This window comes from Bacillus sp. FSL K6-0138 (assembly GCF_037982765.1).
GTDB classification, from domain to species: Bacteria; Bacillota; Bacilli; order Bacillales; family Bacillaceae; genus Bacillus; species Bacillus glycinifermentans.
In genome coordinates this window covers 2,689,096-2,702,152 of the sequence record NZ_CP150286.1, presented here as the reverse complement: position 1 = coordinate 2,702,152, position 13,057 = coordinate 2,689,096, and the positions used below count along the sequence as shown (strand labels likewise).

The 13,057-nt window shown below is 35.1% G+C and carries 13 protein-coding genes; all 13 read right to left on the bottom strand.

Going from position 1 to position 13,057, the window contains the following annotated elements; genetic code table 11:
- Window positions 1-16: 16 nt before the first annotated feature.
- The 13 genes from MHB78_RS14420 to MHB78_RS14360 all read right to left on the bottom strand — a co-directional run bounded on the left by MHB78_RS14420 (window position 17) and on the right by MHB78_RS14360 (window position 12,957).
- Window positions 17-1,786, bottom strand: coding sequence for a terminase large subunit (locus MHB78_RS14420; protein ID WP_335498445.1), 1,770 nt, complete (start codon window positions 1,784-1,786; stop codon window positions 17-19).
- The gene (locus MHB78_RS14415) at window positions 1,770-2,702 is read right to left on the bottom strand and encodes a hypothetical protein (protein WP_046132678.1); all 933 of its coding nucleotides are present in this window, start codon (window positions 2,700-2,702) and stop codon (window positions 1,770-1,772) included. Before MHB78_RS14415 ends, MHB78_RS14420 begins: the two co-directional genes overlap by 17 nt.
- Window positions 2,703-2,827: 125 nt before the next feature.
- Window positions 2,828-2,959, bottom strand: a complete 132-nt coding sequence (locus MHB78_RS14410; RefSeq protein ID WP_269082062.1) for a hypothetical protein — start codon at window positions 2,957-2,959, stop codon at window positions 2,828-2,830.
- Between the two features lie 23 nt (window positions 2,960-2,982).
- On the bottom strand, window positions 2,983-4,173 hold the full coding sequence (locus tag MHB78_RS14405; RefSeq protein ID WP_046132677.1) for a metallophosphoesterase family protein: 1,191 nt from the start codon (window positions 4,171-4,173) through the stop codon (window positions 2,983-2,985).
- Between the two features lie 12 nt (window positions 4,174-4,185).
- Window positions 4,186-4,377, bottom strand: coding sequence for a YonK family protein (locus MHB78_RS14400; RefSeq protein WP_046132676.1), 192 nt, complete (start codon window positions 4,375-4,377; stop codon window positions 4,186-4,188).
- Window positions 4,378-5,021: 644 nt separating this feature from the next.
- Window positions 5,022-5,537, bottom strand: coding sequence for a hypothetical protein (locus MHB78_RS14395; RefSeq protein WP_046132675.1), 516 nt, complete (start codon window positions 5,535-5,537; stop codon window positions 5,022-5,024).
- A 65-nt stretch (window positions 5,538-5,602) separates the two neighbouring features.
- Window positions 5,603-5,833 carry a hypothetical protein gene (locus MHB78_RS14390; protein WP_046132674.1) on the bottom strand — a complete coding sequence of 77 codons (231 nt, stop codon included), beginning with the start codon at window positions 5,831-5,833 and terminating at the stop codon, window positions 5,603-5,605.
- Window positions 5,834-6,777: 944 nt separating this feature from the next.
- The gene (locus tag MHB78_RS14385) at window positions 6,778-7,053 is read right to left on the bottom strand and encodes an HU family DNA-binding protein (protein WP_006640182.1); all 276 of its coding nucleotides are present in this window, start codon (window positions 7,051-7,053) and stop codon (window positions 6,778-6,780) included.
- 105 nt (window positions 7,054-7,158) lie between these two features.
- Complete coding sequence (locus MHB78_RS14380) at window positions 7,159-7,959, bottom strand: hypothetical protein (RefSeq protein WP_046132673.1); 801 nt, start codon at window positions 7,957-7,959, stop codon at window positions 7,159-7,161.
- Window positions 7,956-10,730, bottom strand: a complete 2,775-nt coding sequence (locus MHB78_RS14375; protein ID WP_046132672.1) for a hypothetical protein — start codon at window positions 10,728-10,730, stop codon at window positions 7,956-7,958. Before MHB78_RS14375 ends, MHB78_RS14380 begins: the two co-directional genes overlap by 4 nt.
- Before the next feature lie 30 nt (window positions 10,731-10,760).
- A complete protein-coding gene (locus MHB78_RS14370; RefSeq protein WP_046132671.1) occupies window positions 10,761-11,213 on the bottom strand; it encodes a hypothetical protein in 453 nt (150 codons plus the stop codon).
- 620 nt (window positions 11,214-11,833) lie between these two features.
- Complete coding sequence (locus MHB78_RS14365) at window positions 11,834-12,247, bottom strand: DUF2283 domain-containing protein (RefSeq protein ID WP_046132670.1); 414 nt, start codon at window positions 12,245-12,247, stop codon at window positions 11,834-11,836.
- A gap of 14 nt (window positions 12,248-12,261) precedes the next feature.
- A complete protein-coding gene (locus MHB78_RS14360; protein WP_065894422.1) occupies window positions 12,262-12,957 on the bottom strand; it encodes a DUF4258 domain-containing protein in 696 nt (231 codons plus the stop codon).
- Window positions 12,958-13,057: the final 100 nt, after the last annotated feature.

Here is a 13,057-nt window from a genome sequence, read left to right as displayed (position 1 = left end):
ATTCACCTCATTTCTTTTAAAAGTAGACAAGATCATCATCAATGTCATATTCTGTTTGTTTGTTGAGTTTTCGTTCTAAAAGGGTAGCAACATAATTCCCATACGCCACGGAACTATATCTGTCTTTTCGTTTACTCTTAGGTTCTTTTAGCTTGATTTGTCCGTTATCGCTGTATTCAGCTTCAAGGTTTATCATTTCATTGATCAACAAGGTGATTTGAACATAAGATGAAACAAATTTGGCCTTGGTTTCTTCTGGTAAGGCTTCGTATCCCTTGAGTCGCTTCAAATACTCTCGACCTTCATTTTCATTTATAGGGATTTTAATTTTTCCTCGTTTAAATCCGTCTTTAAGAAGAACTGCAATCTCACTATTTAACTGAGCGTTACCTTTAATGCTGTAAATGAGTTTTTCGGCATTTTGATACGTGCAACGTTCAGTCATTTTTTCGTCATTGATACAAGAGAGTGGTTCATATTCTTTAGCTCTTTCTTTATCATATAGAGGCTGACAAAGAGCATCATATACACCTAGACCAATGCTTTGAGTATCTAGCACAATATAGTCACATGAATAATCTTCAAATAATTGTCTTATCCTTGTTGCTTGTGAACCTGTGTGTCCACCAACTATGCTCTCCATATAAACAATGTGTCTATCATAACCATTTGAATTTGGAATTAATCTGAAAATAGTATAAACACTGGCGTCATTATCTTTACCTGCCATGCCAGCAATGTCGTTGCTAATTAGCCTTAGTTCACCAGGTTTTTTATTTTCAAATTTAAAATTTGAATCTTTAATGATGTCATAATAATCAGGTGGGAAAAGGGGAGAGGCGAGTTTTCGATTTTTTTCGAGATCTTCAAATTTAAAATAAGCCTTTTCTGATTCTCCAAACCACAATGCTTCCATTTCCATTGACCAGCCAATTGGGTCAAAGTCTTCTTCTGACATTTCGTCTTTTACTTGATCCTTATCAAGCAATCCTTCTTTAATGGCAATTTGATAAGGAAGGCCACATACAAAATATTTTGATCCTTTCATCATTGCATTAAAATAGGTGACAAATCTATTATATGACCAGTGAACCTTATACCAGCAGGATGATAAGTAAATTTCTTTGTTTCGTTCTTTTAGATGAGCATATTCTTCTTTTTCAAGATATTTTGGAGATCTTGGAGCGGTAAGGAACTTTCTTAATACTTTACTGATGATCTCGATATCGACCATTCTGAACTCGTCCACAATCAAAAGGTTTGCACGTTTTGAGCGAGCTCCGTCGTTTGATGCAACAATTTTAATCCAACTACCATTATGAAATTCAACCCTTGCGTCATTAGTTGAAGTTTTTAAGTCCTCAATTTCTCGTCTTAAATTCGGAGACTCTTTTCGCAAATCATCAATCTTTTCAATAACTTCTCTTGCTTGTCCTTTAGTTCCTGAAGCAATGACTATCTTTGTGCCAGGAAATAGTATGGCTTGAACACAGCAGTACACCGACGTTAACCAAGTTTTACCCTGTCCACGACTAGCTAAATACATAAAATAATGGTTATGTACCATCATGTAAATCAAAATACATTGAAATAGTTTAAGGGTTATCCCTAAGTATTCTTTTACAAAACGATGGGGATTTGCTCGATAAAAAGAAGCCCAAGCACCAATACCATCCATTAGTCTTTCTGATTTAGATTTCTTGTTGAAGTTCCTGCCTTTATTGAAGAGGTTAATACCTTTACTATGTTTTTTACGGTCTGTTGTGAAGTTACTGTATGAGGCCATTTTCTGTTACCTCGTCTTCTTCATCATCTACAGGCTCTTCAACAGTGTGCTTTTGCATTTCGCTCCAATATTCATCTGAATACTCATTCTTGATACCAAGCATCCTTGATAAGTGACCTAAGAAAAATACTTTTATGTACTTACCGATCTTATCAGGATCTTTCCAGCGAGGCTCAGGTTCTGGAATTGGCCTTTCGTTTTCATATTTCTTTATCAATGTTCCGAAGGTCTCTTGCTCAACGCCACTAGCCCCTGATTCTTGAACCGGCTTCAAATTACTTGAACCCAATAAGTCTTGGAGTGTTTTTTGTTGCTGATCGACTTTCTCTCCATTTTCACGGCGCTTACGAATATCCAACATTGTAAGACAGATTTGATTTATAAGCAGTTCCATTCCTTTAGAATCGCACTCATACCGATTTGTAAAATCAATGTACTCATTTTGAAGCCACAAATAGTCCTCAACCGATAAACCGCGTCCCCAAAATTGAATAAACTCCTCAATATCTTCTGGAGTTACATCTTCATTACTTTTAGCGAGCAGCATTTTTGTAGTATGTTCTTGATCATCTTCAAAATCATATTCACTGTCTGACCAGTTTTTAGCGATGAAATCTTTCATCCCAATGTTTTTCATGTAAACACCAAAAACATTGGCATCGCCATTTTTAGATTTTGTTTTTGCTTCGTCAATTGAAGCTGTCCAAATATCATAAATAAAAGGACGATCAATCATGCGTAAAATACTTTGTACATGTTTTAAGTTTTCAGGATCTTTTTTGTATTCAGTTTGAAGACATGTTTTGCAAACTGTGAGCTTCCCAGTGGCAGCATTAAATAATGATTCAGATTTGTAAAACTGAGTGGGTGCTTGAACTTTCCCACAACAAGAGCACATAATTTTTTGTGTAGCCATTAATTCACCTCCAATACTTAAGTTAAACACGTTTTATAAAACGCCCAGCAATAGGGAGGATGGGAGAAACCTCAATCACACTGGGCGTTCTAAAAAGGTGTTTTTAAATAAAATTAAAGATTTATTCAGATACAATGAATGTTTTTAAACAAACCGTCTTTTGTTTTATCTACCTCCAATTTTCCATTTACTTTTAAATTTAGGGCTACGGGTCGATTTCCAGCCAACTTTTCAATTAAAAACCTTCTTAGTTTCATTTGAATTCCTCCTAAAGTTTTTCTCATGTAAAACGAATTATGTATGTAGCTTCAATGCCTTCATCATCAAAAACCATGAATTTCTGAGAAGGCTTTGTACCAAAACGACCTTGCATTGCGTAATCGTCAGCACCAACTAAAGCGCCATTTACTACGACGGTCGTGCTGCCGTATTCTTTTTCATAATTGTGGTGAATATGCCCACCGAATATGTATGAAGGAATATAACCTAATAATTGAGGTAAGCGCGTAACACACTGATCAACTCGATCATAGTGTCCGTGAACAAAAACGACTTCACTATTATTGATTTTTGCTGGAATAAAACCATCTTGCTCAGGTTCAATAAAGATGTTGTCAATGTCTCTTAATCTGGCTTCTAAATACCAATTGATAAGGTATTCAAAATTCTCCTTGATTCCAACATCATTTTTAGAAGGGGAGAGGCGGCCATGATTTCCTGCAACGTTATAAAATTTAATGTTTTGAAATTCAGAAGCAAGTTTAGCCAAGACTTCAGAAAGAGTTTCTGACACATATTTAATTTGTTCAACAGCATCTTCATTTGCTTGCACTCTCGTTGAAACATGAATGAGCCCACTGATTAAATCACCGAGGTTTGCAACATGCAGCGTAGAAATGTGATTCAACCTTCCATATTCAATAACTTTACTTGTTAAATGCTCCACTCGTTCATTGAAAATTTCTTTGTTAAATTTGTTAATTCGGTTATCAATCTCCATTCCAAAATGCCAGTCACTAAAAAGAGCAAGTCCATGCTTTTCAGTTGCGACAGGCGATGGGGAAGTGAAATTGAGTGGTCGCTTTGATTCTAAGTTTAAAATAGCTTCAACTACATCATCTTTAATCTTTTCAAAACGAGCCTGGTTACGAATTTTTTTAGCAAATTCTCTATTTTGATCACGTTTCCTGACTTTCGCTTTTTCAGATTCAATATAGAGTTCTTCGTATTTATCTTGAATTTCTTTGTCAATGTTTTTAGACATTATATAAGTATACCAGCGCTCGTATTGCTTATAATCTTTACGCCACTTACTCTCATCATAATGAGAGCCATGTTCCTTATTAAGCAGCTCTGCAATAGTTTTTGTATCAATATTGTATGTATCTTTATTTTTAAATAATCTAATGTGGTAATCAGTAAACGATTCATCTTTATCACGTTGAAGAGCGGGATTCAAAACTGCTGTCATTCAATCACCATCCTACTCATCTTCTTTAACAGGAAGTTCATTTTCTTCCTTAATTGTGATTGACACGTTTTTCCCACTAAACTCAGAAAGAATTTCTTTAAAATCGTAAGTATACTCAGCTTCTTTGGTTTGTTCGGTAATTTCCATTACATCCATATCAAAAAAACCTTTCAAATTAACTTGATGAACTTTTTTGCTTGCCATATAAAATTTCCTCCTTATTATCCTTTTAATTGATATATAACTGAAATAAATTCCTTCGGAAGTCCGATGATCCGATAACATCGGCCAATCCGAAAAGAGGGGATGAAGGGGAATAATAAGAAATGAATAAATCGGATAGGTGTTGAGGGAAAACACCCGAAGGAATTTACAAAAAATAAAAACCCCATCTCACCTACGTAAGTAGCTCACGTGAGGAACGCAAGCCTTCGGATCGACAGGGAATATGGCTGCTTACGGGTTAGCCAAAAACCTTTATAGTCGGCAAAATTTAAGTAAGCCGAAATAGCAAAAGACGCTTTAGCAGCGCCTTCAGAAACTCCTTCTACGCATGGTAGATGAGCTAAATAATGAAGCAACAGAGAACAGAGTTAAAGTTTTTCATCAAAATATGACCACACTAAATATCTAACGTCCGTTTAATCGTAAAGCACGTGAACCGTAAGCTGTTAAACGTTATCCGTTTTCCACCCTACAAATAAATGTTGTAATTTTATCTTACAGTTCGGATACGCTCCAAACCAAGGCGGCTCTCTACTTCTCTGATGCTCCGTGCTGATGATTTTACATCAGCTATCAAGGTGAAAATCAGTTTCACCCTCATAGCTAAGGTAAAACCCCAGCATTTATAGATACTTATCAGCAGCCTCAAACTCAATTTCATAGTTATGATTTGCTTTTTCAATTGCATTTGATAAGCGATTCGCCATTCTTTCAAGTTTTAATCCTTTAGATTGCATTTTTTCAGGATCAAACATTGCTTTACGATAGCTAATAACATCAGAGTAAGATGATAATCGTTCAGTTTCTTTAGAACGGCCGTAGCTTTTAAGTCTATTAGCTTCACCTCTAAGTTGCTGAGCTAACTCAAGAGCTTCAGTAATAGACAATTCTTTTTCATCCCATACAACTTTAGCATTAAGGTTGGCTTCGGACATTAATACTACCAGATCTCGATAATCTTTTCTAGCCTCTTCCAGCTCAGATGTGATTTGATCTACACTTTTTGTAGGTTTGATGTATTCTTCACCTTTATCATACTCAACATATGCAACACTGTCACGTTCTTGCAAGAGTTCCTGAATACGTTTAGAAATAGTATTCCTTAAAGGAAGAGCCTCGAATAGTGCGATTTTCGTCATTTACTATCGACTCCTTTATGGGTTTATAGACTGATCTTAATATAATTTTGATAAATTGCCAACTATTACACATTACCGCTGGATTGACTTGTTTTTAAAATGGTACGTGGACTTCCCACGACTTCATCCCATTGACTAACAATGCCATCTTGTTCAAGTCGTTCTAGGAATTTTGCAGCGTCCATATACGAAATCATATATCGATACTTAATTGCGATAGGGGACATCGTTCGATCGCCAAAAGGATTGGACATAACCCAGTCGCGAACTTCCTCATATGTTAAACTTTTTTTCATGCAGCATCTCCTTTTACCGTATTTAACGCAAAAACAAAAAGACTGCCGACAACTCTCAGCAGCCTCGTTCTGATTGCGTTGGGATATTCATCTCGTCCCGTCCCATGCGGTATAGCCTCTGCGGCTGCCATGCGACAATGATTAATGAACCCGACGTCGCTATCGGATATTAACACCCGCCGCCTCAAGGCTGGGCAGCGTGGTTTTGTGTATGCGGGCAAGGATTTGCACCTTGCATGTGTCCATGGATACTGCCATCCCTTTATGCTCCATGGATTCACTTAGCGTGTTATGGATGGCTTTTCCTCAAAGAGATTCATTTGCACCTAGCGTCTACCTTATTCCGCCACCGCATATGTATTGAAAAGGCAAGACCGAAAATAATCCTTTTCTGTGAAATGGGAGCGGTGATCAATCGCTCAAGCCTATTCACTTATTTTACGATTATAGAAAAATCGCTAACCCGGAAAAATTTTGTGGCCTCATTCGAATGGTCGAAGGGCAGTATTTTAGGGGAGGAAGACGCATCCGCCTCACCTAAAGTGTAAGCCGAAGCTGTACACCGCAATTAATTTATAGACAAAACTGTCGCCCATAATAAGACTGTGATGGGTTCACCCTACAAAGTAGTTAGTAGCAAAGGTCTTATTGACAGTTTTCGTCCGATAATAGCCACTTGCCTGTCTCCTAGAGATACAGGCGACCAAGCTAACCTCGATCCCTCGCAAATGACTATTATCCGACCCACTTCAAATTGAAGTGGAGGAAAGAGGAGTAATTATTCTGAAAGGATTAACCCAATACTCCTCATATACTCTTCCTCGGAATCGAAGAAAAGTTCAATTTGTTCCTTGGTGATCGCGATGTTGCGCTTCTGTGCAATTTTCCATATCACCTTTTCCAATTCATCATAACTAAATCGCAAATGAACAAACTCCTTTTAATTATTGTTTGATAGCATCTTTAAGAGCTTTAGCAGCTTTAAATGCTGGTGCTTTTGTTGCTGGGATTTCAATTTCTTCCCCTGATTGAGGGTTACGCCCCTTGCGTGCAGCACGCTCTCGCACTTCGAAACTGCCAAAACCGTGCACTTTAACTTTTTCACCATCTTTTAGAGCAGATGTGATTACATCAAATGTTGAGTCAACAACCAATTCCACATCTTTCTTTGTTAGTCCTGTAGCCTCTGCAACTGCACCAATTAGTTCTTTTTTATTCATTCTTATTTCCTCCTAAATGTAAGTTTAATTTTATGTATCCTTCCATATAATAAAAATTTATGTATGGTTCAAAAACGCTTATATATCAAGGGTTTTAGCGTTTTTCTAAAGCGTTACATTTCGATATTTTCTTACTCTTGCCCTTGTTTTTTCTTTTGCTATAACGGATGCACAAAAAGGGCAGTATTTAGATTTGTTACTTTTAAATCTAAATGGGGTTTGACAATTGACACATGGTTTAACTTTCTTTTGATCAGTGTGCAGATCATAATAAAGGCCGATACTGTCAAACGATCTTATTTTGATAGCCGTTTCTCCGCCAGGTTCAATACCATAGATAAAACTTAATTTAATGAATCCTTTATTTCGAATCTCAACAATGTCTTTCGTGGCCAACTCTCCAATGTTTTGATGCAGCTTGTTGGCAGTTAGCGAAGTATGAGAAGCATCTATAAGTTCTTTGTATCTTTTGTTGTTTCCGCCAAAATAGTGTTCTGTTGTATGCTCCCCGTATTTGATGTGATGAACTGTCGAATATAATTTTGCTAAGACGAGAAGGGTAAAGCAGAGCTTTTTTTGTTGATGGTTGATATCTAAAGAATCAATAAATCGAAGTTCATTCTCGGTTATATCAATTTCATCTATATTGATTAAAATATTTTCTTTTTTTCTTGCATGATTGAGTACTGTATTAATTTTTTTGTAATATAGCACCCGGCTAAAATTCTCTATGTTTTTTTCACAGAAATCATAAAGGAGTTCTTCTCGTTTTTTAGGTTTATATCCTAATTCTTTATAATACTTGGCCAATAGCTTCAATTCATAATTCAGGTTTTTTGAAATAAATCCATTTTCAATAATTGCTTCTGCATATTCTTTCTCTTTAAACTTAAATTTGTCTATCATAGACACACCTTTCTTAATGAATAGTGTTTATTAAGGTAATTAATATCTCCGTCTTGATCCAAAACAGGGATGTGGAAACTGTCTTGCTTTCTTTTTACGTTTTCAAATATGTATTGGCCGTATAAATGCCATAGAATCTCTTTATTGGAGCTCTTCTCATCAACATAGAATAAGCGAATAAGGTAATTAACTGCTTCATAAACATTGGAGCAGATATCATTGATTTTTTGCTTGAATAATTCTAGGGAGTTTGAGAAATTGTTACAGAGCTCAGCATCATAGAGATTCTTATCAGATTCATTACTTGTTCCAAATGAAAAGGATTGATTAATGCTCTTCTTATGTTTTTGGTATGCTTTCATTATTTTTTTGTAACGCGATTCATCAAAATCAATAGTGTCGTCCATGTAAAGCTTGTAAATCTCATAGTCAACATCCTTGTTTACAATGCTTCTTATACCGAAATCAACAGATTCAATGTATTTACATAGCCTATTCATTACACAGTCGCTCTCAATCACAGGGTTAAACCTTTCAAATAGCTTAAGGAATTCATGTTGCTCCTTTGTCTTTCGTTTTACTTTCCTTAGCTCCTCAAGGCTAATTCCAAACTTCTGCTTGCAAGTGATATCGTAGGTTTTGACATGTTTTTTATACTTATTCTTTGTGCCTTTATACAAATAAATAAAGAAGTAGGGATGCTTATCCAATAAGATTTTATTGTGAAATTCCTTTTCCAGTTTTATTTTCTCCGGATCATCTTTTTTGATCTTTTGATAATTGATCCAACGGGAAGGAATCCCTTTAACTTCTCTCCCAATTTTTGCTTTGTCAATTTGAGCACTTTGCAATTTCGTACACATCTTTACACGGTTCAATGTAGTCAAATATTCATCAGAATCAACGTCTAATTGCGAAAGAAGGGCATATCCACTCGTGCTTTTATTTGTTATCGAGCCAATGATTGACCCAAACGAAAACAGGTCTGCATTAAACAAATCTTCCTCTGTTAAAACCTTTTTAGTCGAAGTGGGAGGGGTGTATGCAACTGGCAGCTCATCTTTATAAACCCCTCTTAATACTGTTTCATTGGACGTGGTTGCAATAATGTCATAGTCAAAATCACTACCAGCCCAATTCATTGTTTCAGATCCATGCACATTCACAATGATGCCTGTGTAATTGTATCTGTACCAATAATCCAAATCCTCATTTCGCTTAAGATTCAAAATCAAATGTTCGCTGCGATAGGTGAGGGGAGCGCGCATACTGTCAACATATTTGACCCCTTTTTGATTCCAATAATTTGAGTAGTATTCACGCTTACCTAAAAGCCCTGTTACCTCTAAGCCACAAACGTGCTGCATCATTGCATAGGGGTCGCTGACAAGTGTTTGAAAGTTCCCGTCTAAGATAATATCCCCTAAGCAGCCACGTTGGATTTTCTTTTTCATAAGGTCATATATTTTCTTTTTTATGTATTTGTCATTGATTAAATTGGGGTTCACGATTAAGGACTTAACCCAATGATTTTCAGATTTCTCTAAGTAATTCATGATTTTTTCGTCTGTAACGTCAGTTCCAAGCAAGAACAGAATGGTGTAATATATGTTCCCTGAATTAACACCAGTAATCCAATTTACAAACTTCTCACATATCATTTCAATGTCCTCGTTGTTAAGGTTCAGTGTCTGCAAAAATTGATAGTTCATTTTCAAAATGTCTTTATCTTTTTTAGGACTATGCAGTGATACTCCCCATTTCAAATTGTTCTTTTCGCAATTATGTTCGTAAACTTCAATAGAAGGGAAGCTGTCCCAAAGTTTAAATTGGCTTTCGGTAAGGATTACATCGATGTCTCTTAAGTCAACAATTTTTGGTTTCCCATTCCCGTCCTTATATGAAGTTCTTATTCTGTAATTGCCGTTATTGACTTTTTCACAAAACTCATGAATGGGGAAGGTGTTAAGCATTCCTTTGATGAAGTTCTGTCTGATACACCATTGTGCAGGTACATAATCTAAGCCTAATTCATCTGCCCATTTTTTCGCCATCTCATAGCTAATCAAGCCTTGGCCATCAAAACGGTTAAATGATTCAACAATATCTTTAACTTCGATAATGTCATCATCTTCATAATCTGTTTCTGTCACAAAGTTTACTTTTACTTTAGTGTCGCTATAATAATCAGGGACTAAACAAAACCGGGGAGCGCTAACTACTTGAGTGGCGCTGCCAGCCAATCCCTTATAAGCATTAAACTTAGAAGGGACTAGAGCTTTATTTAAATCTCTTCCGTTATCCAGGATTTCATTAAGTCTTTTGGAGGTCTCTTCTTCGATAAATACGACAGTGGACACTCTTGCTTGACCTGCAGAAGAAGAGAAGCGGACAAACCGTTTGTTATTTAAGATCAATCCATTTTTATGTAAGTCTCTATAATGGCTGTTGTGATCCATTTTGATCGTTATGTATTCTGGTACGAAAAGCATCTCATTGATTTCTGATTGAATTTCTTTTAATCTTTTAGAGATTTCTTGAGAATGCTTTTGTTTTTGTAAATGCTCTTTCTCTTTGTTAAGAGTCTCAAGGTAAGCATAATCGATGATTTCGTTCTTAATGTCTCTTATTGATCTTAAAATTTGATTATCAAATAAGGCAATTACCTCGTTGTATTCCTGTGCTTCTTGAAAAGAAAGAGTAATGTTGTATCCAAATTCTTTTAGGCGCGAAGAATTAAATTTATATGTATAAAATTGTTGATTGTCCAATAGGCACCCCTCCTTTTACACTATGTATTTTTAATTTGTTTTAAATAATTCAATTTCAGTTATGTATGATGCAATCTGATCAAGCAAATAGTGAAGATCTTCATTACTCATATCGGATGGACAAGAAATAAATGACATATCTTCAATCCAAGGATTCCTCTTGATGATCAATTTAACGTGTTTCACTTTCTCTTCTGAAGAAAGACAAATATCATCTCCAAATTCATCTTCGATCAATCCTTTTAATTTGTTTAATAACCTTTTTGAAACAACAGTGTTTTCACTGGTAACAGGTTCTTTTCTAATAAACATATATTCTTTTTCACTTAATCTCTTAATCTTGTTCCTGCTATTACCAACAAAGGCTGCTTCACCTATGTTGAGAGCACGGTTTAATACTTCTCGTTTAATGTATGTATGACCGTTTTCTTTGATTTGAATGTCTTTTGTTAATGTATATCCTTCTGTATTATGTAGTAACATGCTTCTCCTCCAAAATTTTCGATTTATTTTTCACTGAATCACACTCCTATTGAATATTCTTTAGGGCGTTTAACACTAATCAACTGATCCCAATTATATATCAAATCACTCCCTGCTTACCTTTCTATATACATTATATACTTTTAATTTGCTTATGTCTATAATTATTGAGCTGAATTATTCATCCAGCTCAATAATTTCAAATAAATCGGATAGCTCACAATTTAGGACAGACATTAATCTTATAGCATATGGAAGTGATGGGGGAGAGCTACAATAACCCTTTTTTCTGTATTCTCTAATTCTTTTTTGGTTAGAACCTTACCTTCCATACAACAACCTCCTTATTTTCATTTAGTAACTAATAAGGGTATTGTAACTTTTTATCCAAGGATTGGATAGTGAACTTGGTTGATTATCGTTGAATTATTTGTAATGAATTATGATGCTATCGTAATGAGGAGAGAGAATAGATGAAAAGACTACAACGACAAAGGATTTATGTGTTTTTTTATTGGGGAAGGGGGAGGATGAAAAATGTTTGTACCCAGGAGGTGAATTAAAGTTAAGGGACTGATTCATAAATATGGCTTCTGTATCAGTCCCTCTATAAAAACTCGTTATTTTTTTGTCATTTTGTCTAATAATTTTTCATCGTATTTTGATATATCAATAATATCAAAGCCAACAAATTCTTGAAATTTATCATCATTAAAACAAAAGGAAATCCCAAAAGCGTTATAAGTTTTATTTATTTCTTTATCAGATAGTCTAAAACTATAAATTAGACTATTGTTATCTTTATTTAAAGATTTGGAATATATTTTTTTAGCACCTGCAAAATTGGCTAAAGCATGTGCTGTATCTCCAAATAACTCCATCCCGACAATTCTATCCTCACTGTCAATATCAAGCATGATATCCTCATTGACTTCTAATTCATCTGTAGATTCAATTTTAGATTTCCTGGAAGGGGGTAAAACATATATATATCCTAACTCGGCTTCCATGTCAAATGTTATTAGTGATCTCATTTAGAACCTCCTTCTTATTTCCATCGTTTTTTCGGTGTTTTTGAACGGTAAGTAGTCGTTAAAGTACCACCTTTTTTTGCCACTGCAACACCTTTATAATAATAAACTGTTGATTTATACTTTGGATCATAGTATTTTTTTCCTTTTCTAAGAGCGTCAAGTACATCACCTGGAGATATATTTCGTTGAACCATACGTACTACCAAATGAAATGAAACTTTAACGGCTTTAAATCCAAACTTTTTTAATAAAGATTTAGTTTGAGCAAGCAAAAGCCTTACTGCTAATCCTGCAAATTGCCCCTTAACCTCTGTAAATTGTTCTTCATCTATATCTTTATCCATTTGATCAAGACTATCTAGGTCTATATCTGGATTAATAGTGTCTATGTAGGCTAAAGTTTCATCATCAATCAGAATATCTGATTCAGTTAAATTTTCTTCTATTTTCTTTTCAGCTTTATTTACTTCTGTTGTAGTTGGACTAGGGTTTTCATCTTCAATGTAAGACACTAACTTTTTATCTTTAATTAAGTCATCAATGTCAAGATCCAGCAACTCTTTGTTAGATAGGTTTGTCTGATTTTCTGGTTGAGTTATTTCTTTTTCTGGTGTACTCTGAATTGCTTCTGCTACTGATGTTCCAATAACACTAAAGAACATTACAAAAGCAGTTAAAGAAAAAATAAGTTTTTTTGAACTTTTAAGCATCCTTCTCCTCCTAAAATAAAAAATACTAGATTATTATACCATCATTGGTTTATTATTCAATAGTGTAAAGGAACTTTTATTCTTAATTTCATAATAAAAG

Coding starts and splice junctions, on each gene's coding strand:
- MHB78_RS14360 (WP_065894422.1), bottom strand. CDS start 12,957: ATGCTTAAAAGTTCAAAAAAACTTATTTTTTCTTTAACTGCTTTTGTA.
- MHB78_RS14380 (WP_046132673.1), bottom strand. CDS start 7,959: ATGATAGACAAATTTAAGTTTAAAGAGAAAGAATATGCAGAAGCAATT.
- MHB78_RS14400 (WP_046132676.1), bottom strand. CDS start 4,377: ATGGCAAGCAAAAAAGTTCATCAAGTTAATTTGAAAGGTTTTTTTGAT.
- MHB78_RS14370 (WP_046132671.1), bottom strand. CDS start 11,213: ATGTTACTACATAATACAGAAGGATATACATTAACAAAAGACATTCAA.
- MHB78_RS14415 (WP_046132678.1), bottom strand. CDS start 2,702: ATGGCTACACAAAAAATTATGTGCTCTTGTTGTGGGAAAGTTCAAGCA.
- MHB78_RS14395 (WP_046132675.1), bottom strand. CDS start 5,537: ATGACGAAAATCGCACTATTCGAGGCTCTTCCTTTAAGGAATACTATT.
- MHB78_RS14410 (WP_269082062.1), bottom strand. CDS start 2,959: ATGAAACTAAGAAGGTTTTTAATTGAAAAGTTGGCTGGAAATCGACCC.
- MHB78_RS14365 (WP_046132670.1), bottom strand. CDS start 12,247: ATGAGATCACTAATAACATTTGACATGGAAGCCGAGTTAGGATATATA.
- MHB78_RS14390 (WP_046132674.1), bottom strand. CDS start 5,833: ATGAAAAAAAGTTTAACATATGAGGAAGTTCGCGACTGGGTTATGTCC.
- MHB78_RS14420 (WP_335498445.1), bottom strand. CDS start 1,786: ATGGCCTCATACAGTAACTTCACAACAGACCGTAAAAAACATAGTAAA.
- MHB78_RS14405 (WP_046132677.1), bottom strand. CDS start 4,173: ATGACAGCAGTTTTGAATCCCGCTCTTCAACGTGATAAAGATGAATCG.
- MHB78_RS14385 (WP_006640182.1), bottom strand. CDS start 7,053: ATGAATAAAAAAGAACTAATTGGTGCAGTTGCAGAGGCTACAGGACTA.